This is a genomic window from Oribacterium sp. C9 (assembly GCF_002007235.1).
Classification (GTDB): domain Bacteria; phylum Bacillota; class Clostridia; order Lachnospirales; family Lachnospiraceae; genus Oribacterium.
In genome coordinates this window covers 1-25116 of record NZ_MUHW01000032.1, presented here as the reverse complement: position 1 = coordinate 25116, position 25116 = coordinate 1, and the positions used below count along the sequence as shown (strand labels likewise).

General features: G+C 42.2%; 21 protein-coding genes and 2 tRNA genes. All 23 read right to left on the bottom strand.

Annotated features, from left to right (window positions below; translation table 11 throughout):
* Positions 1-64: 64 nt before the first annotated feature.
* The 23 genes from BXO88_RS15005 to BXO88_RS14900 all read right to left on the bottom strand — a co-directional run bounded on the left by BXO88_RS15005 (position 65) and on the right by BXO88_RS14900 (position 24749).
* Positions 65-319 (bottom strand): hypothetical protein, encoded by a 255-nt coding sequence (locus BXO88_RS15005; RefSeq protein ID WP_078038541.1) that lies wholly within the window; start codon positions 317-319, stop codon positions 65-67.
* 158 nt (positions 320-477) lie between these two features.
* Positions 478-624, bottom strand: a complete 147-nt coding sequence (locus tag BXO88_RS16600; protein WP_168171738.1) for a hypothetical protein — start codon at positions 622-624, stop codon at positions 478-480.
* Between the two features lie 227 nt (positions 625-851).
* Entirely contained in the window at positions 852-1931 is a 1080-nt protein-coding gene (locus BXO88_RS15000) for a DUF4422 domain-containing protein (protein ID WP_078038540.1), read from the bottom strand.
* Between the two features lie 112 nt (positions 1932-2043).
* Positions 2044-3009 carry an NAD-dependent epimerase/dehydratase family protein gene (locus tag BXO88_RS14995; RefSeq protein WP_078038539.1) on the bottom strand — a complete coding sequence of 322 codons (966 nt, stop codon included), beginning with the start codon at positions 3007-3009 and terminating at the stop codon, positions 2044-2046.
* 17 nt (positions 3010-3026) lie between these two features.
* Positions 3027-3755, bottom strand: a complete 729-nt coding sequence (locus BXO88_RS14990) for an IspD/TarI family cytidylyltransferase (protein WP_078038538.1) — start codon at positions 3753-3755, stop codon at positions 3027-3029.
* A gap of 159 nt (positions 3756-3914) precedes the next feature.
* Positions 3915-5255, bottom strand: coding sequence for a hypothetical protein (locus BXO88_RS14985; protein ID WP_242945241.1), 1341 nt, complete (start codon positions 5253-5255; stop codon positions 3915-3917).
* Between the two features lie 282 nt (positions 5256-5537).
* Positions 5538-5611: transfer RNA gene (locus BXO88_RS14980), tRNA-Met, on the bottom strand.
* A 55-nt stretch (positions 5612-5666) separates the two neighbouring features.
* A tRNA-Val gene (locus BXO88_RS14975) sits at positions 5667-5739 on the bottom strand.
* 133 nt (positions 5740-5872) lie between these two features.
* Positions 5873-9034 carry a response regulator gene (locus BXO88_RS14970; protein ID WP_078038535.1) on the bottom strand — a complete coding sequence of 1054 codons (3162 nt, stop codon included), beginning with the start codon at positions 9032-9034 and terminating at the stop codon, positions 5873-5875.
* A 140-nt stretch (positions 9035-9174) separates the two neighbouring features.
* The gene (locus BXO88_RS14965; protein ID WP_078038534.1) at positions 9175-9909 is read right to left on the bottom strand and encodes a hypothetical protein; all 735 of its coding nucleotides are present in this window, start codon (positions 9907-9909) and stop codon (positions 9175-9177) included.
* 189 nt (positions 9910-10098) lie between these two features.
* Positions 10099-10779 carry a C40 family peptidase gene (locus BXO88_RS14960; protein WP_242945240.1) on the bottom strand — a complete coding sequence of 227 codons (681 nt, stop codon included), beginning with the start codon at positions 10777-10779 and terminating at the stop codon, positions 10099-10101.
* Between the two features lie 202 nt (positions 10780-10981).
* Positions 10982-12265, bottom strand: coding sequence for a type I 3-dehydroquinate dehydratase (gene aroD / locus BXO88_RS14955; protein WP_078038532.1), 1284 nt, complete (start codon positions 12263-12265; stop codon positions 10982-10984).
* Complete coding sequence (nrdR, locus tag BXO88_RS14950) at positions 12252-12737, bottom strand: transcriptional regulator NrdR (protein WP_078038531.1); 486 nt, start codon at positions 12735-12737, stop codon at positions 12252-12254. Before nrdR ends, aroD begins: the two co-directional genes overlap by 14 nt.
* Positions 12738-12841: 104 nt before the next feature.
* Positions 12842-13924 carry a DUF975 family protein gene (locus BXO88_RS14945; RefSeq protein WP_078038530.1) on the bottom strand — a complete coding sequence of 361 codons (1083 nt, stop codon included), beginning with the start codon at positions 13922-13924 and terminating at the stop codon, positions 12842-12844.
* 272 nt (positions 13925-14196) lie between these two features.
* Positions 14197-16275: a methyl-accepting chemotaxis protein gene (locus tag BXO88_RS14940; protein ID WP_078038529.1), complete on the bottom strand. Its 2079-nt coding sequence runs from the start codon at positions 16273-16275 to the stop codon at positions 14197-14199.
* A 240-nt stretch (positions 16276-16515) separates the two neighbouring features.
* Positions 16516-17073, bottom strand: coding sequence for an anaerobic ribonucleoside-triphosphate reductase activating protein (gene nrdG / locus BXO88_RS14935; protein WP_078038528.1), 558 nt, complete (start codon positions 17071-17073; stop codon positions 16516-16518).
* A 73-nt stretch (positions 17074-17146) separates the two neighbouring features.
* Positions 17147-17962: a twin-arginine translocase subunit TatC gene (tatC, locus tag BXO88_RS14930; RefSeq protein ID WP_078038527.1), complete on the bottom strand. Its 816-nt coding sequence runs from the start codon at positions 17960-17962 to the stop codon at positions 17147-17149.
* A complete protein-coding gene (locus BXO88_RS14925) occupies positions 17946-18152 on the bottom strand; it encodes a twin-arginine translocase TatA/TatE family subunit (protein ID WP_078038526.1) in 207 nt (68 codons plus the stop codon). Before BXO88_RS14925 ends, tatC begins: the two co-directional genes overlap by 17 nt.
* Before the next feature lie 127 nt (positions 18153-18279).
* Positions 18280-18834 (bottom strand): Sec-independent protein translocase protein TatB, encoded by a 555-nt coding sequence (tatB, locus tag BXO88_RS14920; RefSeq protein ID WP_078038525.1) that lies wholly within the window; start codon positions 18832-18834, stop codon positions 18280-18282.
* Between the two features lie 263 nt (positions 18835-19097).
* Positions 19098-21341 (bottom strand): anaerobic ribonucleoside-triphosphate reductase, encoded by a 2244-nt coding sequence (gene nrdD, locus BXO88_RS14915; RefSeq protein WP_078038524.1) that lies wholly within the window; start codon positions 21339-21341, stop codon positions 19098-19100.
* Between the two features lie 571 nt (positions 21342-21912).
* Positions 21913-22848 carry a MetQ/NlpA family ABC transporter substrate-binding protein gene (locus tag BXO88_RS14910; protein WP_078038523.1) on the bottom strand — a complete coding sequence of 312 codons (936 nt, stop codon included), beginning with the start codon at positions 22846-22848 and terminating at the stop codon, positions 21913-21915.
* A gap of 213 nt (positions 22849-23061) precedes the next feature.
* Entirely contained in the window at positions 23062-23724 is a 663-nt protein-coding gene (locus BXO88_RS14905; protein ID WP_078038522.1) for a methionine ABC transporter permease, read from the bottom strand.
* Positions 23724-24749 carry a methionine ABC transporter ATP-binding protein gene (locus BXO88_RS14900; RefSeq protein WP_139355618.1) on the bottom strand — a complete coding sequence of 342 codons (1026 nt, stop codon included), beginning with the start codon at positions 24747-24749 and terminating at the stop codon, positions 23724-23726. The genes BXO88_RS14905 and BXO88_RS14900 overlap by 1 nt, the downstream gene beginning before the upstream one ends.
* Positions 24750-25116 lie beyond the last annotated feature (367 nt).

Genomic DNA, 25116 nt, shown 5'->3' with positions numbered 1-25116 from the left:
TCCATTTTTAGGGTTCCCTTCTTCTTAAAGTGTCCACTTTATAGGGTATATTTTAGGGTATATTTTATTTACAACCTTCTTTTCTTCCTTCTTTGCGCCCTTCCTTGAGGCCTTCTTCACGCCCCTCTTCTTTGATACCGTTTACAAATGTTTTTTCATCATATTCCGTTAGACACATGTCTATTACCTCCGCCCTATGAGCAATCAGGAACTCCTTCAGTATTCCGTCCTCAATACATGAAACAACTGCAGAATCTACAGCCTTCTCTATATCTTCTGAGCATTTTAGTTTTTCGCGTATCCGTTCGATCAGCGTCATATATCCGTCCAGTACTTTACATTGAAATCTTAGCTCATCATTTTTTCTTTATTAAGGTTACACAATGTTGCTGTCCATTCAAAAGCTCCCGTCTTATCCGGTTTTATAAACGAATCAGATAACCTCAACTGCTTTATTGAACCATATCCTCTGTCCTATTATTTTAGTATAGCATCAAAAATAACAGTATTTATTAAATTTTTCGTCAACACACACTCATTTACAAGTTTTTCATAAATATCCTGTTGGATAGATTCAACTGAATCTTCAAGAACTTTCATAACAGACTCATAATATTTTATCATTAGAAACCTCCTGACACGAAGACCATTTTCTAATTCACAAAACCTTATCTAAATAAATGTAAAATCAGACGCATTTGTATACGAAAAAGGGAGTAATGTCTCAAACACTTGACCTTACTCCCTGCATTAATTAAGTAGGGTTCCCTATATTTCGAGACCACGTGAATCTTGCTCTATCTCTATATACTGTTCTTATGGTCGAAATTCATATTATATGAACCGGGGACTCACGTATTTAAAAAATTTTTATCACAATAAACCACTTTATATTTATCTCTGTTCTTTTCAAAAAAATATGAAATCAGTCTCTCTGAGATAAAACCCGGATAACGATTCTGATAATTATCCTCCTCTACACCGCCTGTATCTGCAACGTAAAATAAAACCGGAAACATCCACTTGCACAAATCATTAAACACTTCTCTTCTTGCTATCAGCATATTACATGGAGTAAATAAAGCAGTAGTTTTAAAGTAATTATTAACTACATCATATTCTTCCTTATGATTCACTTTAAAAAAGGTAAGCATATCATCCCAATGTTTTTCTATATGTCTGCTTCTATAATCCCCTTCTAAGCATGGATGAACATAAAGCGGAACCGGAAGAATCACGTCTATATTATTTGCATCCATTATTTCCACCCATTTTTCCGGAAGTATAAAATGCCTTCGATAATGAACTAATCCAACGATATCCTCTGTTGCATGTTTCCATATCCAATACAATGCTGTCAATTCACAAAACTGTTTATTTCTGTCAGAGATGTTATCTCCCTCACAATCAAAAAAATCCGCATTGATTTTTCGATCTGCTAAACTTGTTCCTACCTGAATGATCTTTTCTTCAGGCAAAAATGCGTAGTTCTCTTTTAGTGCTTTATCAATTACTGAATTTGCAACATAAATTGTTGCATCAGAATTAAAAGATGTTTTTCCCGATTGATAATCACTGATCTTTTCAAATTTACGGCCAACTGACTTGAAATACATCTCAATATACTTATTTCTTAATTCTATATCAAGCCAGACATCAACAGGTATGATATGCTGCATACCACATTTTAACAATGTTTCTGTTATGCCTTTATGATTGATACCACGCATCCCTAAGTAAACTGTACAGGTTGTATCTAACTTTGAATTATCATCGATTTTCATGACCGGTACACCATCAATATCGGAAGGGTTATCCTCGTCATTGTTATATAGATACGCAATTATCTTTACTGAGGGATCCAGATATGTCAGATAATGTCCCGCTGTGATACCACGAGAATGGGCACCTGCTATGTAAATATTAGACATTTTATTCCTTCCTCCTGGTAATCTTATTCTTTTCTTGTTCTTTGGATATTTTTATATAAACTGTAAAGCCAGAATCGCGTCTTAGAAAAACATGTATTTTACTCCATCTAGATCAGCTCTTCATATCTTCAATAAGTCTCTCATACATTTCCTTTAATCCAACTTTAGCTTCCCATCCTAGATTTTTGATTTTCTCCGTGTCCAGATTCATATGTAGCGTCGGCGCATATCCGAATGAAGTGATATCTTTTTCTTCTACGATAACTTTGATATCATTATCAGCTATCTCACTTGCCACCATTTCAGCCATCTCATAAATCGAACAATAGGTTTCTTCATTTGCCGCATTATATGCTTCTCCATTTTTACCTTTCAGCAAAACTGTAAGGATGGCACCAACAGCATCTTCTGTATATAGATAGCTCCTTTTTGTATCGCCTTTTGTATGTAGTATTATATTTCTGCTTTCAATCACACACCTTGCAAACTCTGCAAATACACGCCCATCATTGTATAGGACTCCCGGTCCAAATGTCTGAGTCAGTCTTACAACTTTTACAGGAACATTAAACTGAGAAAAATACGATGCACATAAACACTCACACGTCCTTTTGCTCTCAGGATATGCGGATCTTGGTGACATCGTATTGAGATTTGTACTATGCATTTCATCTATTATTTCATCATTTACGGGTGTCCCGTAAACTTCCATACTAGAAAGATATAAATAGCCTTTCACACCGCTCATCTTTGCGATTTCCAACGTTCTTCTTGTTCCCTCTATCGCAACATTGATTACTCCTACAGGATTATTAATAAATTCCCTGCTTGATGTACAAGCCGCAGCATGAATTATGTAGTCAACATCATATCTCTTTATTTCCAATTCAGTAACATCAGAAACAATATATGAAATATTTCCATCCTCTCCAAATATTCTTTTTGCCTTTTCCTGATCACGGACAACGGCAATGATCTTTCCGCCATAACTCAAAAGACTTTTTGATAACGACTGTCCTATAAGCCCAGTTGCACCGGTAATTAAAAAGCACTTATTAGAGAATTCATGAAACATCATCACTACTCCTCTTGTAGTTAATCATCATATCCATATATCTGGCTGTTTTCCTTCGCCTCCAGGATAGCCCTCATAGTATAAAAGTCATCCGGAGTAGTGATTTTGATGTTCTCATATGGTCCATCGATCATATGCAGTTTTTTCCCATACTGCTTCATAAGAGTACATGAATCTATAGTGTTTCTTTCTCCATCCTCCAGTGCTTTTTCATGTACAGCCAGTATTTCATCAAGCCAGAACGACTGTGGAGCTTTTGCCATTCGCGAATGCTTTCTGGAAGGAACCTGTTCTATATTCAGGTCTTCATCAACAACAACAATAGTTTCCTTTACGACTCCGGCTGTAATTGCTGATCCATATTTTTTTACACTATCGATATTGTCAGAAAGCAGCCTTGTATTTATAAGCGGTCTGACTCCATCATGAATAAGCACTATGCTTGGTTCATCCCCTGCAATTTTTTTTGCAGCCTTTAACCCTTCATATATCGAAAGTTGTACTGTGGGTCCACCATGTACGATCTTCTTGACTTTTTCGATTCTAAACTTATATATGAGCTTTTCAAGATACGGTATCCAATCTTCTACACAGGCTATAACAACCGCATCTATCTCATTATTCAGTTCAAAAGGTTCTAATGTATGCAGAATTATCGGCTTATTGTAGAGCTTTAAAAATTGCTTTGGTTTATCTTTACTGTGCATTCTGGAACCGACGCCGCCAGCGAATATTACCCCTATATTCAACGTTAAACACCCCACTTTATTTTATAAACATAATCCTACTTCAGAAACAATTACAAAAACTTTATTCACTATATATAATTATATAAAAATGTCGACTGTTTATCGGGATTTTATAAATAATATTTTATATCTAAATACACCATCAGCTTTCTCTACATCTCAATCTTCATCTATCACAAACGGATTCTGCAGCATGACTGGCATGCCTATTGCTTTACAAAGCGTAACCAGACTACTCCTGTCACCATAATATGCATCTGCAAGCACAAGTGCTCTGTCCATATCCGCTGTATCATCGTATATTCCTAAATCTTCCGTTTTATATATTTCAACTATTTTATCATATACATCTGCCAGATGTGGTCTCATGGAGCTTATAGTTGCTTTATAAAGTGGGTGTGGCCTCCAAAGAAGCGTAACTTCACCCTTATGTTCCTTGAATATCCTGAATACGTCCTGAATCTTTCTGAGCATCTGCTCAGAATTTTCAAGAAAGCAAGCTAAACTTGTATTGTAAATGATTATCTTTTTGCAGCTTCCATCCTCCCTGTAGATATGTCTCTTCCACTCTTCCGGAACAGTCACATCGTCTATTGTCATGGATTTTATCTTTTCTATCTTGGGAGAGCCTGTACCCTTGATTTTCTGTTCAAAATATTTCCGGTTATATTCTCCGGTAAGGTTTACCATGCACTCAATATAGACTTTTCGCATGGCTTCCGATTGTACTATCACCTCATCCGCATAGATAACTCCCGGAGTATCTATAAAAGCACTGATACCTTTTACTGCAGCCATGTTATCAGGGTTTATCTCTTCCAGAACGAAATACGGAATATAAACCAGCTTATCTGTATATTCCCTCAGCTTCTTTGAGTAAAATGCAGGGTGAATAGATGTAACATAATTTGTATCATCATAGGGATTATGAATATAAATTTCATCAGGATGGTTTGCTTCGAGATTATATTTTTCATATGACACAATTGGGACGTCTTTTGGGAACTCAGCCCCCTCATAGTGCATCTCCCTGAATGAACCGTCAGGGTTCTTGTCGTAATAAGGAATGGGTATCACCACAGCATTTATCTTAGGATCCTCCGAAGCCCTTTTCCACACCGTCTCAAGGGAATCCCACATTGATGCCTTATAGGGAAGAAATACCACTTCTTTTGTCTCCGGTATATCATAAAGCAGCTTATTACAGATATCTATATAATGCTTCTTTAACTGTTTTTCCACCTTCTTAGGATCAGCCGTTCCCGCAGTCATATCCTGATGTATGTGGAACAAAAGCTCACAGTACTCTTCCAGCGCTTTAACTGTAGTTGTACCCTCTCCCTCAGTTTCATCTATCTTTGTCCCTACTGCCACAGCAGTGTCCTGACAATCTGAAAGACATACCGTGGCAGTTTCCTGATCATTTTTTCTAAGACTTCCGCATATCGTTTCGTGAGCTTCCGGCAAGAGCACAATAAGCTCAGCCAACTGATTTTTCAATGCTTTCCTCATACCACACTCTCATATTTTCTTAGCTTTATCAACCGATTATTATGATATCTGATTTTTCGTTATCACATAAAATTTCGGCTATTCCGCAAATATTTATAAATATTTTTTCAGGTATACTTTCCTAGGTTTACACAGTAATAGTTTGCCCAACATTTGGAGCTTGGTTTACCACTCCATACTAATCCACCATTCTGCAATGCATATTATATTTTCTGATTATATGCAAAAAAAGAACGTTGATTTCTCAACGTTCTCCAGAGCCCTTTATAATAGCGAGAGGGGGACTTGAACCCTCGACACCGCGGGTATGAACCGCGTGCTCTAGCCAACTGAGCTATCTCGCCATATTGTATTTTCTCGACCCAGGCCGCGCATAAAGCGCAGTCCAGACCGAAGACGTGGGGCCTACAGGGCTCGAACCTGTGACCCCCTGCTTGTAAGGCAGATGCTCTCCCAGCTGAGCTAAGACCCCGTCTATCGCTTCGTTTCAGTGCTTTGTTTTGCTCTTTCTTTCGGCGACTCGTATATATTACTAAATAGATAGGTCTTTGTCAACAAACTTTTTTTATTTTTTTAATTTCTTAAATCAGAGTGAATAATAGCTTTTATTTCTCCATCTCTTCTTCCATTATCTCCTGAAGCATCATCCAGTCGAGCTCATCCGCCGCCTGACTGAGTCTCTCTATTCTATGTTTATGAGGTTCAGGAAGAGCGAAGCCTTCCAGAGACTCCAGAACTCCCGTGAGCTTATCGTAATCATAGTCCTCAACAGCCTGTCTTATGACTTTATATGCTTCATCCAGCCCTCCTGCCTCACGTCCTGAATTAGGATTTTTACCGGTTTTACTGAAATCCACATCCTTGATGCTCGAATATACCTTATCTATCATTCTGAAAAGCTCCGGCACCTTCTCATGAATATCCTCCAGATCTCCCGAATCACCGTCCTTCTCCAGTATGCCTGAGAGACGGCTTAGCCTCATAAATCCAACGAGACCAGAAGAGCTCTTAAGGGCATGAACCTTTATGGTAAAGCCTTTAATGTCATCATCCTCGTACAGCGCTTTTATCTCTTCTCCTGCTTTTAAAATATACTTACTGAATTCCTTCAGGTTAACGAAGAATCTTTGCGGTCCTCCGCAGGATTCAAACGCATGATAGATATCCAGCTCTTCATTCAGATACAGCTCAAGCGGAACGGGCGGCTCTGTCACATGTCCCTTGTTATCTACCTCTATGCTCTCAGGAGCTCTGATTATTCCACTCTCTGCAGCAGTCTCCTGCTGCTGGTTCTTTCTGGTCACCAGCTCGTCAGGAAGATACATGAGTATGGTCTTTTCCAAAAGCTTCGGTTTTATGGGCTTAGTAACATAATCGTCAAAACCGGCATTCAGGTACTGTTCTCTTGCTCCGGTCAAAGCATTGGCAGTGAGACAGATAACAGGAACCTTTTCCCTCCATCCGCCAAGTCTTCTCAGGGCATGGAGAGTCTCGATGCCATCCATCTGAGGCATACGGTAATCGAGAAGTATCAGGTCATAAACATTTTCCTGAACCCAGCTCAGGCAGTCATGACCGCTGATGGCAGTATCCATCTTCATCTTGGTTCCATCCAGAAGTCCCTCCACGACTTGAAGATTCATAGGCGCATCGTCTACTATCAGCACTCTTGCATCCGGTGCCTCAAAGCCTGGTCTGTAGATTTCGGTCTGGGTGTTGTTAATATTCAGGAAAAAGGCAAAATTACCCACAGGGTTCCAGTCAACAACCTCCTGCATCAGCGTGAACCCGAAATTAGACCCTACGCCGTAGATACTGTCGACCTCCAGATGACTGCCCATGGCCTGAAGGAGTCTCTGGGTAATGTTCATGCCGAGACCCGTTCCCTCGATGGCACGATTCCGGTTTTCCTCTATGCGGTCAAATGCATTGAAAAGACGCGGAAGATCATCCCTTTTGATTCCTATTCCGGAATCAATGATATTGAATCTTATGTCGGCTATGCCCTTTTCCGCATCATCATCCTTCATGATGGCCTTAAGCATTATTGACCCATAATTTGTGTACTTGATGGCATTGTTGACGATATTCAGAACGACCTGCTTTAGTCGTATGACATCTCCCCTCATGATAGACGGTATCCTTGGATCCACCTGAACCCGGAATTCCAGTCCCTTATCATTTGCACGCTTCTTAAGCATGTTGAGAAGGTCATTGAGGGTGGATCTCACATCATACTCAACCGGTAAGATATTCATCTTTCCGGCTTCTATCTTTGAAAAATCAAGTATATCGTTTACCAGTGACAAAAGGATGTTGCCGGCATTATGTATATTCTCAGCATACTTCTTTGTCTTTGGTTCCTGAGTATCCCGCAGGATGATCTCATCCATACCCAGCACTGCGTTAATAGGGGTACGTATCTCATGAGACATGTTTGAAAGGAAATCAGACTTTGCCTTGTTTGCCTGTTCTGCTATGTGAGCCATTTCATCATATTCGCTTGTCGTCACTTCAAGGAAGTTAATGAGACGTTCATTTAACGGAATGATATCCTTCTTTTCAGAGGTACTGCGCATCTTGAAAAGTGTATTTTCTACTTCTTCATCCTTCTCACCTTCGCGCATGGCAACAGCAGTCAGGCTACCGCTCTGGACACCCCCGATATGATCAAATCTGTATATCTCACCAAGGGAATAGAAAAAGTTAAGGCTTACACAGTTACGAAGAAAATACTTTATCTCCTCTGCCACATCCTTCTTCAGTATCATGGGATGCGTAAAACATACAAAAAGCAGCACAGATTGAGCTCCGAAAAGATCTATGATCTGACTTCCGGAATCTGCACTTGACAGAAAATCCTCAGGGTTTCCGTAACCGAGTCTCAGCTTGTCACCATCCCTGATCTCGCTGTAATAGAACAGCTCTCCATTTTCGGAAACGTACATAGGAATATGAACTACGTCATTGCTGCCGTAGCACTTTTGAATCAGAGGGAATTCACTTACATTTTGAAGGAAGAATTCATTGAACTCTACTCCCAGATAATGTCTGTATATGTCAACAGCCGCCTTTCCGTCAAGCTTTGTCAGGCATACCTCAGCGGCATCATTTTTTTCTTTACTCTCTACTCCGGCAGTCAACTCTCTTCCTACTGCCTTCCACGGAGTCTGCTGATTTACCATGATATGTAGATTCTCACCTGACAGAGCCGCCATGGCTATTCCTCTGTCAGTCATAATATCTGCCATGACAGATCCGGCCTGGTCTTCAGGAAGCTTTGAACCTACAGGATCACCCGTAACACTTCCGAAGAAAGGTACATCAGGAAATTCATCCGAAACCTCTTCTATAAATCTTCCGAGCTCGAGATTGTTGCCTATGGTCAAAAGGCATACTCCCTTGAGGTTGCTCTGACTGCGGAGAAAGTCTTTCGCATTTTCTATGATCTCATTTTTACTGAATTTGTTATAATCGAAGACCTTTGTCTCTACATCAGACTCATCAAAATAGAGGAAGCTGATTCTTACTGTACATCTTCCTTCCATTCCATCATTTACAGCCTGGGTTCCCGCTATGATCCTGATGTCAGGATAAGCGCTTCTGAGAACTCTAACGACCTGATGCATCTGTATGTGGGAAATATTTGAACAGCTCAAAAAAGCAAGAGTCGTCTTTGCTTTCTGATACCACGAATACAACGTCACACTTGCCAGTAATTCAAATGTTTCACTCTCGTCATGAATGATGAAGGTCTTCTGAATCATGTGTTTCCTCTACTATATTTGTACTTATTAACACAATGCAGAGAGTCCGATTCCCCCTCTCGGCTCCCTGCTTGCATAAAGTATATGTAGAAACTTTAGTAAAGCTCCTAACGTCCTATTAAGCTTTCAAAAGACAAAAACTATGCACCATGCTCTTTGTAGTAATCCTCGAACAACTGATTGGTTGCATCGAGAGTCCTGGAGCAGATGTCAGGAAGATCGCCTCCCCATGCCTTGGTTGCTTCATTGTAACCGTCCAAAACAGATGACTGAAGCTTCTGCATGAGTCCAACATTATCTCCTGCTATAGCCGCCACAAAATCAAAGATTCTCTGAGAGGTATTCTCTACGCTGTAGTAACCGCCCTCAGAAATAGCCTCCTGTGCTGCTGCCTTTGTCTCCGCATCCACTGTATAGTTTCCGCTCGCAATAAATTTCCAGATACCATCACCATCCTGGGTGAGATGGGAATTGGCAGCGCTCCACTGACGGAACTGCTCTCCGATGGTCCCGGAAGTCATCTTCTGTAAAAATTTCTGCTGAATGGTTTCCTGCTCTTCTTTAAGCTGGGATACCAGTGCCCGGCGATCTTCTTCACTTAGCCTGGTCACGCCAAACTTGTCAGCCTTTGAAACATCGAGAAGTGAACTGCCCTTTTTCTGAGAATCAGCCGCGTTCTCTTCTGTTTCATCACCTGAACTCTTTGAATGAACGAATGAATCAACGGATATCTTTAATTCTGCTGCCTCCGCAGAAACATCCGCCACTGTGACCGCCTTAGAATCTGATGCTGACTTCCCTGTCCCTTCAGTTTTCTTAAGCGTATCAATGTTTCTGATCATGGAACTGGTCAAATTGTTAATGTCGAGTGCCATCCTTGTCTCCTCTCTATCACAATTATCTTTACATAGCTACGCGAAGATAGACCTATACGCTCTACCTTCTCAAAGCATATATCGACCATTTTGAATAATATATAAAGAACAGACCTTAGACGAATTTATATTTTATGCCTGATTTTCTCATGTTGATCCCATGCAGAGCCTTTTCTCCAGGTCTCGATATCAATTTGCGATAAATCTTCCGTAGGCGTAAGGCTGCTTATAATCATACCTGTTCACCTTTATGCCCGCCTTTTTATTTGCCGCATGTATGATCATATAGTTCCCGGCATATATGGCTACATGATTGATGTATCCCGTTGAATCCGCATAAAATATCAGGTCTCCCGGCATAACTTCTTTACCCTTCAGATATACGCAGTTCGCATATTGATCTCTGGAGGTTCTTCCGGTCACTATACCGAAATGCCTGAAGATCTCCTGAACGAAGCCTGAACAGTCTGCCCCGTTTGTAAGGGAAGTTCCTCCCCAGACATAAGGATTTCCTATAAACTGCATGGCATAGCTTACCACTGCCTGTCTTGCTCTGGTTGTATATTCACTTTCATTTGTGAACTGCTGAAGAACTGAGTAATTGGCTCTCACATACCTCTCTATCTCGGTTGTGTTTAAGACCTCTTCCTCCTGCTCCTTTGTCAATGTCTCTTCCGGATCGTATACGACATAGCCTTCATTTATGTTCCCGTTGCTGCCTGTGCTTCCGCTGCTGCCTGTGCTTCCGTAGTCATACTTTAATCCGTATTTTCCGGCCGCTGCAGGTGTAGCCGCAAGAACAGCCATTACCCCCATAATGACCACTGCAGATAGTACACGATACCTTACCCTAAAAAAACTCTTTTTCAATTAGATACCCTCTTACTCTATACTATATCTACAACATTTACTTCGGCTTTCAGTAACCCTCTGATAAGTAAAAAAGCGATCTACAGATGAAAAAACATCCGTAGACCGCCTTTTTTATAATTGGTTTTATGATCATATCCATCTCATATAGCTTGAAGTTCGATAGTATCTATAGCCCCACTATGGAATATAACTGTACATATCATTTAACGATATCAATAATCGCCCTGCTTATCTCATCGACGCTCATCAGGTCCGTCTCTATGACCACATCCGCAGCTTCACGATATACAGGATCTCTCTTTCCAAGGAGTTCCCTGACATAGTCTATATCCACATGTCCCTTGAGCAGAGGACGTTCCGTCTGATTAACGGAAAGTCTGCTGACTACCGTTTCAGGTCTCACAGAAAGATATATTACCTTTCCCTTTCTCGCCATGATATCCCTGTTCTCCTGACGCATGGGAGCTCCTCCTCCTGTAGAGACTATAGCCCCATTTTCGGCACCGATTCCCATCAGGGTCTCTGTTTCTATCTCCCTGAATCTCTGCTCACCGAATTTGTCGAAGATATCTGAGATGCTCATGCCCATCTTATCCACTATACACTGATCCATCTCAAAGACAGGCTTTCCAGTAAGCTCCTTAAGCCTTGCGGCTACTGTTGATTTACCGGATGCCATAAATCCCACGAGATAGACATTGGGCTCCACAGAACCTCTGAGGGCATCCATGATATAGCGTGCCGTTTTTATAGGCATCTGCCCGGGTGCACTTGTATCTCCCACTGCAGCAAATGTATATTCCGAACCGAATATGGCTCCGCTCACACGGCTTATCTTACCCAGATCTCCCATGGACATGGTGATCAGCCTGCACTCTCTTCCATCATGCTCCTTGTAATATGCAGTCGCGCTGAGGACCCTTGCCACATCACTCGCACTACCCGGCATGTACGCAGTCTTTATGATATCCGCTCCGGTGCTCTTTATGGAATCGAACTTGTCAAGTATCTCATCAAAATCAGGAGTCTGGTCAAAATCGTGATATGAAACTATAGTCTTCACATCATATTGTTTTGCCAGATCCATGATTCTTTCCATGCTGTCGGGATCCGTGGTATCCTCTATATCTATCAAATCGAGACTTCTGCTTTTTATAGCCTCACAGAGAAGTATCTCATAAACCATCGGCAGGTTCGGGAACACACCGCCCTGACACTTTGTCCTGATGGTGAACAGAAGCTCTTTTCCTTCGAGGCGCTGTGACAGCATCTTCAGGATCCCCTGCATAGTCTCAGCTGCGCTGTATACTTCCGCATCTCCTGCTTCAGAATCTGCATCAAAGCTGTAAAGAGCTTTTGCAAGATCAAATCTCCATTCCACAGCATCCGCATCTGTCATCTCTATAGCTGCAGCTTCCTTCAATATCGTTTCTTCATCTTCTCCCGTAATGGGAACGATCACCTTAACCTTATGCATTGGCATCTGCGTCAGTCTCCACCTTTTGATTTTTTAAGAGCTTTCCTATTTCATCCACGAAAGTATTTACATCCTTGAATTCTCTGTAGACTGATGCAAATCTTACATATGCAACCTGATCCAGAGCCTTCAGCTTATCCATAACAAGCTCACCTATTTCCGAAGTAGGGATCTCCCGGTCACCTGTTGAAAAAATCTCATTTTCGATTTCATCCACCAGAAGATTTATCTGGGCTGTAGATACGGGTCTCTTATGGCAGCTTCTGACTATACCTGCCTCTATCTTTGATCTGTCATAAGGAACTCGGCTCTGATCCTTTTTGATGACCATCATAGGCATGGTCTCCAGCTTTTCATAGGTCGTAAATCTTTTTCCGCAGACCTCACACTGACGGCGTCGTCTTATGGCTGTATTATCATCTGCAGGTCTTGAATCTATGACCCTCGTATCTTCTGCATTACAAAACGGACACTTCATTTTCTTCCTCCCCTGTTTTCACTTTCTGCGTTTTATGCAATGTATATCCCTATACCCTTAACACATTCTTTAACCTTCAATTACACATACATATTTCCTGATCTTCAATCGCTTTTTTCATTTCCTGAATCTGTGTATCTGTTGTGGAAAGGATCAGGATTATCTAAGGTGATACCGTGATCCTTTTTCCACTTTTCATAAGCCGAAAACGTATCAGCTTCACTTCCGGTATTCGCTGCTTCAGGCTCTTCCACCTTTCCATCAAATGTATACTGCTTTCTCACTTCCTCAAAGCTTCTCCCTGCTTCATTGTTTTCAGGAACTGCGTCACCCTTTACGTATACATCCTTAGGTTCAACATATTCTGCATCCTGAGCCTGCTGCTCGTTGATTACCTCTTCTTCGCCGGTCCTTTTCTTATATTCATCACTGTACGCACTTAAATAAAAGACCGCCAGAGAAGCATTGAAATACGGAATCACAAAAAACGATGCAAGTCCACAAGATATGGTGATGAGCAGAAACCATAAGATAAAGCTCAGTTCCAGAAGAACAAACTTTAATTTACGGTCACGCATAAGCCTCAGAGAGACCTTTATGGCATCAAAGGTCTTCAACTCTCTGTTATCTGCCGATGCATAGGTTGACATATTTAGAAACAGCATCACCACAAAGATAACTATACTGGTTATATGATTAGTGATACTGTAATCCGATGAGTTGATACCGGATCTTGCACCTACTATTCCCAGAGGGATCATCAGTATGAACTCGATAGCATAAAGAATTACAAGCACTCCAAAATAGTGTTTAAAATGCGTCGTATCAGAAAATCCCTTAAATACCCGGAAGGCATCTACCCGATTTCCTTTCATCATATCGAGGTAGAATTTCTGGGTTCCCAACATGATGCCTGCCCCAAGATACAATCCTATAAATATCAGTGCAGCTATAGCTATACCTACGAGAGCAAAGAAAAACAGTCTGGTCTCCGGATTCGTTCCCAGATCAATGATCTGAAGCCGTCCCGTAACCGGTCCCCAGATGCCTACTGCCATGACCACAGTGAGGACAGTAGTCCAAAGAGTGAAGCATATCAGTGTAAGGAGCAATACGCCTATAGCTGATAGCAAATTGCCTTTTAACTGACGTCTCGCGAAACTTTTTATCTCTGAAATCGTCATCATGATTATAGAAAACCTCCCCTTGATTAGAAGCTCTTGAATTTAAGTATTATACCACATATTGTATGATTCCTACAGTTAAGTACACAAAAAAGGACTTTAGTCATCCAATCCATCTATTCATGAAAGCTATTCCACGAATACAGAAAAGGCTTCTAACGTCCCTTTTTGCTCAACTTTTAACCCTTTTATTTTAAGTCCCGAATCTGTACACACGCAAAATGGCTATATACATCTTTCACGGACTAAAAATCTATATATTATCGATTTATCCTTTATGGCAGCTTGAACGGCTCAACCAGTTCATGAAGTCTGTTTGCTTCGTTCGCAAGCTCTATACTTGCAGCCGCACTCTCCTCTGATGTTGAGGAATTGTTCTGTATAACCTCTGAGATCTGACCTACTCCGATGCTGATCTGATTGAGAGATTCTGCCTGTTTCACAGATGCCGCAGAGATCTGCTTGATCATATTGTTTGTCTCATCGGCATAACCTGATACTGTTTTCAATGCTTCAGCCGTATCATCTGTGATGATCTTTCCATTATTTACAGCCTCAGTGACCATCTGAATGAGATCACTGGTGCTCTGGGCAGCTTCCTGGCTGCGCTTTGCAAGGTTTCCTACCTCATCAGCAACTACCGCGAAGCCCTTTCCTGCCTGTCCTGCTCTTGCAGCCTCTATGGCGGCATTAAGAGAAAGGATATTGGTCTGAAATGCTATGTTATCAATGATACTGATTACATCCTGTATCTTGTTGGAAGCCTCTTCGATAGCATCCATGGAAGAGGTAAGCTTGTGCATCTCCTGATTACTTATCTCGATGGCCTCCTGTGTCTTCATAGCTATCTCGCTGGCTCTCTCGGCATTCTGAGCGTTACCCTTGACCTCTTCGTTAACGGTATTGATGGTAGCGCTGAGCTCCTGAACAGAACCCGCCTGCTCTGTGGCACCCTGAGCCAGGGTCTGTGCACCGGCAGAAATCTGGTTGGAGTTATTCGCAACCTTTGCAGACGAAGCATTGATTGCCTTAAGTGAATTTCCGAGAATGGAACGTATCTTGTTGATGGAATCAAGAGTGCTCTTCATGTCTCCGACGTATTTATCGGAGCAGGAGCTTGTCTTTGTAAAATCTCCATCAGCCATGTAGGCAAGTACCTGATCCATATCCTTTATGATGATCCTCAGATTATCCTCCATCTTCAGGAAGATCTTCGCGAGATCACCGAGCTCATTGTTCGGATAATTATAGTTTGAGTGTTCGACACTAAGATTGAATGATCCAACATTGTCAGCAATTCCCATGAGGGGCTTGATCGGAGAAAGGGCTCGTCTTACGATCGCTGCTGATATCAGTACTAAAAATACTATTCCGACTACACCTATAACTGCTACTATGGCAAGTGAACGGTAGAGCTCTGCATAGAGCTCTTTCTTGTGAACGATGTCTGTAAGAACCCATCCCAGATCAGATCCTTCCAGTGTAACCGGAGTGAATATCGCGAAAGAGGATGCGTCACCGATGAAGTCATGTACAGAATTGATAAAAGTCTCTCCGCTAAGTGTCTTCTCCGTCTTTGCCATGGAGAATCCTGCCTTGTCTCCAACTGATTTAGGATCAGCTGTGTGTGCGATATAGGTGTTTTCCTTATCTGAAAGAGTCATGTAATTACTATCATATCCACCGTCTGTATACTGAAGCTTTCCCAGAGTTTCCACCAGCATGTCGCAGTTAGCAACACCTATGAAGGTATCCTTTTTGATTATAGGAGTACTCAGCGTGATGAGCTGTACTATGGACCCGTCTGTAAGTTCATATGCATAGGGTGCCGTAACATGTGTCTTCAGTGATTCCTTGGTAGGTGCATAGTAATCCTCTGTACTGTATACGTCGTAGTCATTATATATATCCGTGTTGATGTCGCTGCCGCTTGGATATACATAGTAGGATAGCCCCTGAGGCGTATCCGGGAACAGTCCGTTGGGTTCAAATGCAAAATACGCCGAGAAAATCTTTCCTGATTTCACTGCCTCAGTCAGCTCTGCAATAATGGCCTTCTCTCCCTCTTCACGTCCGAGTGTTTCATAGTTAAGTATACTGTTGCCCAATGCATCCGCATAAATATTCATACCGCTCATATATTTCTGTACGGTGAGAACATTCTGTCCTGCGATGTTTCTCATCTGGTCCTGAGCCATGCTGTCAACATTGCGAAATGTCAGATATCCAAAGGCCACGCAAATGATAGCTACAACTACGAAAACCGCTACCGCAACAATGGCAGGAATACGAACAGCAAGACTTACATATGGCTTACTGCCGCCTTTTTTGATATTTCTTTCTGCTTTACTCATACCGCCTCCTGCGAAGTATGTTTACAACTACAGGAATTTATATGAAAAATCCCATAACCTAACATGATATCTATAGGTTTTATCGACATATATCGTACATTAATTAATGCTTATACATATTTCTTATGCTTCTCTTTAAATAGATGCTCATAAAAAAAAGCTTCCCCTGGTGATATGTACCTTCCTTACCTGTTTGTCCAATACAGGGGTTACATATCAAAAAGGAAAAGCCTTCTCTTTTTAAAGATGTGTTGTTTTTGAAACCGTGGTTCCTTCTCCCGGATCCCACTGTACGATCTCTCCTTTTTCAAGAGATTTCTGTACATCTATAGTTCTCTGATTTGAAGACCCTTTGTAAAGCAGGGTAATGTCTTTCAGTGCCAGCTTAAACTCTCCGTCCACTATAACGTCTGCCCGCTTAAGTATCTCCTTTGTCTCAGGAAGCTTTTCAGACATCCATCCCAGCATATCTTCATCAAAAAGATAACCCGAAAAGATCCATAGATCCTTTTCCGGATATCTTTCCTTGAATCTTATGATGAGAGACAAAAGCCCCTTCTGGTTTGCCGGCTCAAAGGGCTCTCCTCCCAGAAGAGTCATGCCCTGATAAGCTTCATCAGAAAGATCCTCGAGTATCTGATCTTCAACTTCCTTAGTGAACTCCTTTCCATAGTCAAATGGCCATGCCACTTCGTTGAAGCATCCCGGACACTTATGTGTACAGCCTGAAACAAAGAGGCTGAGTCTCACTCCCGGACCGTTAGCTATATCAAAATGCTTTATTTCCGCATAGTGCATATTCGTCTCCTTTCTCTATCCTTATACAAAAAATCGCAGGGTCTTTTCTACCCTGCGACTTCATAAATAATCTTTAATTTGTCGTTCCCTCAGGGCTCAGATCTTCGTCCTCTGTATCATCCTCTTCTTCATCTTCTGTTTTCTTCTCATTCTTTTTGAATATTCCGAAAACTGTGCAAAGTATGATACTGAACTCATATAAAAGCAGCATAGGCAATGCAACCATTACCTGAGATACGATATCCGGCGGAGTAACTATAGCAGCCATAAGGAAGATAAGAACTATCATGACCTTACGTGCCTTTCTCATCCACTCGACCTTAATGATACCGAGCTGTGAGAGCAGTACAGATACTACCGGAAATTCGAACAGTACCGCAAATATGATGAATATGGTCATCAAAAATGAAACATAGTTACCAACGCTTATGGCGGCAGAGACATTGACACCCTTACTCATATCCAAAAGGAAATAGAGCATAAATGGAATAAGTATCTTATACGCAAAAAGTATACCCAAAAATCCGAAGATGATGCCGAAGATAATGGCAAGCATCATGAATATCTTTTCTCTGTGCCGTAGCCCCGGGCTCATAAATGCATATGCTTCATAGAAAATGATAGGCAGTCCTATGAGCGCCGCAAATATAAGAGACAGGGAAAAATACTGGATCAGCATCTCCTGAGGTGCCAGATATACGAACTGATATCCCTTTGAACGACCTATGTCCAAAAGGGCAGTTATGATGACCTCAGCATAATGAAGTCCCACCAGCATGGCTGCAACCAGCACGACGATGATGACTATGATACGGTTCCTTAATTCAGTGAGATGACCCGAAAGAGTCATCTCTCCGCCGTTTTCACTATTATCAGTCCTTCTTTTCATCCTCTGCTGCCTTTGTCTCGCTTACCTTGGTCTCGTCCTTATTCTCTTCTGCATCATCCTCGCTGACACCGTCACGGAAGCTCTTTACTGACTTACCGAACATCTTTGTAAGCTTTGGAATCTGTGTAGGTCCAAAAACAATTACTACGATTGCAAGTATGATTATTAATTCCTGTGTTCCGATTCTCATGATTATCTCCTTTTAAATGCAGTTATACTGCAAAATTAACTTATTTATCAGAAAGTGGCAACGCCACATTTCATCGACCCTATATCAGCTTACCTGACAGCATTTGTCTCTTTTAGATTTTAAGATGTCAAACTGCCTCCGGCGCATCCTGAGCAGCCTTACTGTCTTCAGATTCTTCCTGAACTTCTGACACAACAGTTTCTGCGGCTTCTACGATTTCATCCTTCTCCGAAGCTTCCGCGGTAACAACTTCCTCCGTTGCAGCCTCTTCCGCTGATTCTGCCGCAGCTGTTTCTGCTACCTCTTCAGTCTCGACCTTTGCCTCTCCGGCAGTCTCCATCTCAGCTTCTGCTTCCTTTTTGCCCTCTGTCTTTACAGGCTCAGCCTTCTTAGGAGTTGTCTTACCGATGTTGTTTACCGACGTCTTTACTTCGGTGATATTCTTCTTGATATCATCCGCCGCATCTGTCATAGGCTGCAATGCCTCTTTTATAGGCTTCTGTGCCTCCTCCAGCGGTTCGATGACTGTTTCCTTGATATCCTTTGTCAGGTCACTGGATACATTTCGGAACTGGCGCAATGCCTCTCCAAGCTTTCTCGCATACTCCGGAAGCTTCTCTGGTCCGATAACTATCAGAGCAACGATAAAAATGATGACAATTTCAGAAAAACCAATCTTCATAATAAATCCTTAAAGCTAAAATTTTTATTAAATATAACCAACTTATTATATCGGTTTAACATAACACTATGCAATCATTTTCGTGTTTTTTTGATGAATAAAAAACCGGTCAGGGGATTCACGTCCTGCGTGATGTCACATCCTGACCGGTCTATTGCTTTGTGGATTTTTAAAATCTCCTGAAAATTTTTTGGTTTTCCAAAATTTTACTTGGTCAAAAAAATTTTCCGGGGGACACTTGTGACAACAGAGGACCGGACAGATTATAAATGTAGTACTCTGTCCTTTATCTCCTGGGTTCTGCCCTGATTCCAGTACTGTGTACCGATATAGCCACATGTTCTTCTGGCTACGGACATCTTGCTCTCGTCACGGTTTCCGCAGTTCGGACACTCCCATACGAGCTTGCCCATATCATCTTCAACGATCTTTATCTCACCGTCATAGCCGCAACACTCACAGTAATCTGACTTTGTGTTGAGCTCAGCGTACATGATGTTGTCATAGATGAACTTCATAACGCTGAGTACAGCAGGAATGTTGTTCTGCATGTTTGGAACCTCAACGTAGGAGATAGCTCCTCCCGGTGAAAGCTTCTGGAAATCAGCCTCAAACTTAAGCTTGGTGAAAGCATCGATCTTCTCACGGACATTTACATGATAAGAGTTCGTTACATAGTTATGATCTGTTACGCCCTTGATGATTCCGAATCTCTTCTGAAGTGCCTTGGAGAACTTATATGTTGTGGACTCCATAGGTGTACCGTAAAGTGAATAGCTTACGTTCTCTGCCTTTCTCCACTCTGCGCACTTGTCGTTCATGTGCTGCATTACCTTAAGTGCAAATGGCTTTGCCTCAGGATCTGTATGTGATTTGCCTGTCATACGAACGCACATCTCATAGAGACCTGAATATCCGAGAGAAATGGTTGAGTAATTTCCGAACAGAAGTCTGTCGATCTTCTCGCCCTTCTTAAGTCTCGCAAGAGCTCCGTACTGCCAGAGAATAGGTGCAACATCTGAAGTTGTTCCCATGAGTCTCTCATGACGAAGTCTCAGTGCTCTATGGCAGAGCTCCAATCTCTCGTCAAAGATATTCCAGAACATGTCCATGTCACCATGAGCTGAGCATGCAACATCAACGAGATTTATGGTAACAACGCCCTGGTTGAAACGTCCGTAATACTTGTGCTTTCCTTCTTCAAAGGTCTTACTGTTTGACTTATTGCCAGCATCGCAGAGACCTTCATCGTTCTGCTCATTATCCGGTGTAAGGAATGATCTGCAGCCCATGCATGGGTATACATCTCCCTTGTACTCTATCATCTTCTTTGCGGAAATATAATCAGGTACCATTCTCTTGGCTGTGCACTTGGCAGCAAGCTCTGTAAGGTAATAGTATCTTGACTGTGGATAGATATTGTCCTCATCAAGTGTATAGATGATCTTAGGGAATGCAGGTGTGATCCATACACCCTTCTCGTTCTTAACGCCCTTCATTCTCTGCTTGAGAACTTCCTCTATCACCATGGCGAGATCATCTCTTGTCTGTCCCTCAGGTACCTCGTCGAGATACATGAACATGGTAACGAAAGGAGCCTGACCGTTACAGGTCATAAGAGTGATGAGCTGATACTGGATAGTCTGAACTCCGCGGGTGATCTCCTCGTGAAGGCGCTTCTCTACCACCTTATTCACCTGCTCTTCAGTCATCTCCACACCGGCCTCGGCATTTTCCTCAACCACCTGGCTCTTGATCTTCTGACGGGAAATGTCTACGAAAGGTGCAAGGTGTGAAAGAGTAAAGGACTGTCCGCCGTACTGGTTTGACGCAACCTGTGCGATGATCTGGGTCGTGATGTTGCAGGCTGTATAGAAGCTATGAGGCTTCTCGATCATTGTCTGAGAGATAACTGTGCCGTTCTGAAGCATATCCTCAAGATTGATGAGGTCACAGTTATGCTCCTTCTGTGCATAGTAGTCAGCATCATGGAAGTGGATAATGCCTTCCTCATGAGCTCTTACTATATCCTCAGGAAGGAGAAGACGTCTGGTAAGATCCCTTGAAACCTCACCTGCCATATAGTCACGCTGTGTTGAGTTGATAACAGGATTCTTGTTGGAATTCTCCTGCTTGAGCTCCTCATTTGACTGATCGATAAGTGAAAGGATATCATCATCAGTTGTGTTGGACTTACGGGCTATTTCTCTCTTGTAGCGGTAACGGACATACTTCTGTGCTACCTCATAACCGCGCATCTCCATGATACCTGTCTCAACCATATCCTGGATCTCCTCAACGCTCACTGCACGATTGAGCTTTGCACACTTGTCGGCAACATTGTCGGCAACACCCATGATCTGATACTCATTCATCTGATAGATGGGCTCAACCTCGTTGTTTGCCTTGCGGATCGCGTTTGCGATCTTTGTAAGATCGAACTGTACTTCCTTTCCGTTACGCTTGATAACATTCTGCTTTACAGCTTCTTTTACTTCTACCATCATTGCAATTCCCCTTTATAATAAAACCCCAAAAATACAAGATGCTCTGACGATGCAGTCATACGAATAATCCGTATAGCGCATCATTGAGTGAGCGCCAGCTATTTTGACACTCACATAATCTGATAATACTGAAATTCTGATAAAACGATGATACAAAAAATATTTATTTTTTCTATTTATGTTTTACCAAATATTGTTTTTGCTTTTCTCTAGAACACTATATCTTGTGCTTGTATTTACTATACTACTATTCCATCCGAAATGAAATACGAAATTCTCAAAAGTCACTTTTTTGTAAAAAACGGAGAATTTCAGGATATTTCCACCAAACCCCCGAACTACGTTTTTTCAAGCATAAATCACGCAAAACCTCAGTGATTTAGCGGTTCCATCCACTATCATCATTTTCCACGGTGTTTTGTTGAAAATGCCATATTGATTTAACTATATTAAGTGTTCAAATAATAATTTTAGCGTTGTAACCACCATATATAGAAAAAACTCCCAGAGCGGCACAGCCACTCAGAGAGTTTATAACATTTAAATATAGATGTCTATATACAACACAACATCACTTGATAGGAATTACTCCGCCCTCATATGTACTTGTGATGTAGTTTGTGATTTCCTCAGACTGAAGTACCTCTACAAGCTTCTTAGCCCAGTCAGAATTTGCATCAGCCTCAGCTACTGCGATAACATTGGCAAAGGTCTGAGCCGCCTCTGAAGAAGCATCTTCCTGTGCAAGTGCATCTGATGGCTTGAAGCCTGCATCGATGGCATAGTTTCCGTTCATGCATGCGAAATCCACTGAATCGATAGATCTCGGGATCTGAGCTGCCTCTACCTCAAGGATCTCAACATTGTGAGGGTTCTCAAGGATATCCTGCTTTGTAGCAGCAAGTCCTACACCGTCCTTAAGTGTGATGATTCCCTGTGCCTGAAGAAGCTGAAGTGCACGTGCCTCGTTTGTTGTATCGTTAGGAACAGCGATCTGTGCTCCGTCAGCGATAGCAGAAAGGTCATTTGACTTTCCCGCATAGATTCCGAACGGCTCATAGTGTACAACACCAACAGATGTTACATGAGTGTTGTTCTCCTTGTTGAAATCATCAAGGTATGGCTGATGCTGGAAATAGTTAGCCTGAAGCTCTCCCTGATCTACTGCGAGATTCGGCTGAACATAGTCATTGTAAACTACTACTTCGATGTTTATACCGGCTGCTGCAAGAGCGTCCTTAGCCTGCTCCAGGATTTCGGCATGAGGGCTTGGTGTTGCACCGATCTTTACATTTACAGCTTCCTTAAGTGGCTCTACTGCACTCTTCTCTGCCTCAGCCTTCTCAGCTGCTGTTGTTTCTGCTGCAGCGGTTGTTTCCTGCGCAGCCTCTGTCTTTGCTGCCTCAGTGACTGCTGCAGTTGTCTCAGGTGCTGCTGATGATCCGCAGGCCGCAAGAGATGCCGCAGCAAGAAGTGTAGCCAGTGCCAATGTGATCTTTTTCTTCATAATCTCTCCTCCTTTTCGAAAAGTCTCCGTTCCTTTTATAAAAAACTGTGACTTTTCTCAACTATCAGGATATCTCTATATCCTTTACTCACCGGCCTTGAGCCGGTATACAACTTTTATTTTATGCCAATGCCTATCCCTGGAATTTCTCGCCTGTCCTATCATTTCCGGAGACCTGCCAAGGCTAAAATACATTTTTCATAATTATCTTTTTCAGTTTCTTACTCGCTTGTCAGTCGCCCTTGAAAGTCTCATCCAGATTTCCTGAATGATCTGAACAAGTACAACCAGTACTACAACCGCAACCATCATGATATCCGTTTTATATCTGTAATATCCGTAGTTAAGCGCGATGGCTCCGAGTCCTCCGCCTCCGACGAAGCCTGCCATTGCGGAATAGCTGAGGATAGTTGTTATACAGATAGCGGCACCCACAAGGAGACTTGGCTTAGCCTCAGGGATAAGCACCTTATAGATGATCTGCCAGTTGCTTGCACCCATTGACTTCGCAGCCTCGATAACGCCGGAGCTTACTTCCTTAAGTGAAGACTCGACCATTCTTCCGATATACGGAGCCGAAGCTATGATAAGCGGAGGAATGATGGCCTTAGGACCAAGTGTCGTTCCAACAAGAAGCTTGGTAAGAGGAAGTACCATAACAAGCAGTATCAAAAACGGAATGGAACGGAATATGTTAATGATCACACCCAGCACCGTATGTACAGAACTGCAAGGCGCGATACCGTCCTTATCTGTCACCACCAGGACCACTCCGAGGGGTATACCTATAAGATAGGAAATAGCACTGGAAATAAGGGTCATATATATGGTGGCCCATGTCTCCTCCAGATACATAGAAATAGATGCTGCGTCCATCAGTCCACCTCCTCGAATATGATGTTGTTGCTTCTCAGATACTGTGTGATCTTATCGGCATCTTCCCGATTATCCGGAAGCTCTATTATCATCTGTCCAACAGCCTGTCCCTCAACTTCCTTTGTATTGGCAAAAAGGATGTTCACAGGAACCTTGCAGCTCAGGATCAGGTCAGCAAGTATAGGCTGATGAGCCGAATGTCCGTCAAATACGATACGTATCTTGCTGTTGCTGCTCTCCCCAAAGATGACCGGCTTTACAGAATCCGCATCACCATCACCGAGGATAAGTCTCTTTCCTATTTCTGTTTTAGGATTGTTAAACACCTCGGAAACAGGGCCGCTTTCTGCTATATGGCTGTGATCGATGATAGCCACCGAGTCACAGATAGCTTCAATAACCGACATCTGATGTGTTATGACTATGACAGTAACTCCAAGCTCCTGATTGATCTTCTTAAGAAGCTCCAATATCTGCGCTGTGGTTTTAGGATCAAGTGCCGATGTAGCCTCATCGCACAAAAGCACCTTGGGATTTGTGGCGAGAGCTCTCGCAATAGCTACTCTCTGCTTCTGTCCGCCGGAAAGCTGTGCGGGATAGTTTTTGTATCTGTCCTCAAGTCCTACCAGCCTCAAAAGCTCCAAGGCTCTTTCCTTCGCCTTTTTCTTATCCTCACCTGCGATCTCCAGTGGGAATGTAACATTTGCAAGAAGATTCCTCTGATCCAGAAGGTTGAACTGCTGGAAGATCATACCCATGTTCCTTCTCGCCTCACGGACCTCCCTGTCAGAAAGATCACCGAGAGACTTACCCTCGAAGATTACCTTTCCGCTGGTAGGGATCTCCAGATAATTAATGCACCTTACAAGCGTTGACTTTCCTGCACCTGAAAGTCCTATGATTCCCTGAACAGAACCCTCTTTGATGTCCAAATTGATGTCATCAAGAGCAAGAACATCCCCTGAACTTGTATGGAATGTCTTACCCATGTTTACCAACTGGATGATATTATCACCCTTTGCCATTAAACCTCCATTGACCCGCATCCTTCGATGCGCATGTCAGTTTCTAATTTTTATGATCGCGGGTTCGACGTCTTTCACCCACCATCTTATAATATCACTTTACACCGTTATCATAACTCTCACATTCAAAGAAATATGAACATAACAAGTATACCGTGAGATTTGTACCACAGATTTTATTATATGTATAAGCTTTAATCAATTAGGGATAAATGATAGTGAGTTATAAGCTATAGCTATAACAGAGATTACAAATGAGAACTGATAAAAAAAGAGGGCCCTCATGCTTTGCATGAGAGCCCTCTTTCTACCTATGCGGAGGATGGGACTTGAACCCACACGTCCTACCGGACACAAGATCCTTAGT

Coding starts and splice junctions, on each gene's coding strand:
- BXO88_RS15005 (WP_078038541.1), bottom strand. CDS start 319: ATGACGCTGATCGAACGGATACGCGAAAAACTAAAATGCTCAGAAGAT.
- BXO88_RS16600 (WP_168171738.1), bottom strand. CDS start 624: ATGATAAAATATTATGAGTCTGTTATGAAAGTTCTTGAAGATTCAGTT.
- BXO88_RS15000 (WP_078038540.1), bottom strand. CDS start 1,931: ATGTCTAATATTTACATAGCAGGTGCCCATTCTCGTGGTATCACAGCG.
- BXO88_RS14995 (WP_078038539.1), bottom strand. CDS start 3,009: ATGATGTTTCATGAATTCTCTAATAAGTGCTTTTTAATTACCGGTGCA.
- BXO88_RS14970 (WP_078038535.1), bottom strand. CDS start 9,034: ATGATTCAGAAGACCTTCATCATTCATGACGAGAGTGAAACATTTGAA.
- BXO88_RS14965 (WP_078038534.1), bottom strand. CDS start 9,909: ATGGCACTCGACATTAACAATTTGACCAGTTCCATGATCAGAAACATT.
- aroD (WP_078038532.1), bottom strand. CDS start 12,265: ATGCCAATGCATAAGGTTAAGGTGATCGTTCCCATTACGGGAGAAGAT.
- nrdR (WP_078038531.1), bottom strand. CDS start 12,737: ATGAAGTGTCCGTTTTGTAATGCAGAAGATACGAGGGTCATAGATTCA.
- BXO88_RS14945 (WP_078038530.1), bottom strand. CDS start 13,924: ATGATGACGATTTCAGAGATAAAAAGTTTCGCGAGACGTCAGTTAAAA.
- BXO88_RS14940 (WP_078038529.1), bottom strand. CDS start 16,275: ATGAGTAAAGCAGAAAGAAATATCAAAAAAGGCGGCAGTAAGCCATAT.
- nrdG (WP_078038528.1), bottom strand. CDS start 17,073: ATGCACTATGCGGAAATAAAGCATTTTGATATAGCTAACGGTCCGGGA.
- tatC (WP_078038527.1), bottom strand. CDS start 17,962: ATGAAAAGAAGGACTGATAATAGTGAAAACGGCGGAGAGATGACTCTT.
- BXO88_RS14925 (WP_078038526.1), bottom strand. CDS start 18,152: ATGAGAATCGGAACACAGGAATTAATAATCATACTTGCAATCGTAGTA.
- tatB (WP_078038525.1), bottom strand. CDS start 18,834: ATGAAGATTGGTTTTTCTGAAATTGTCATCATTTTTATCGTTGCTCTG.
- nrdD (WP_078038524.1), bottom strand. CDS start 21,341: ATGATGGTAGAAGTAAAAGAAGCTGTAAAGCAGAATGTTATCAAGCGT.
- BXO88_RS14910 (WP_078038523.1), bottom strand. CDS start 22,848: ATGAAGAAAAAGATCACATTGGCACTGGCTACACTTCTTGCTGCGGCA.
- BXO88_RS14905 (WP_078038522.1), bottom strand. CDS start 23,724: ATGGACGCAGCATCTATTTCTATGTATCTGGAGGAGACATGGGCCACC.
- BXO88_RS14900 (WP_139355618.1), bottom strand. CDS start 24,749: ATGGCAAAGGGTGATAATATCATCCAGTTGGTAAACATGGGTAAGACA.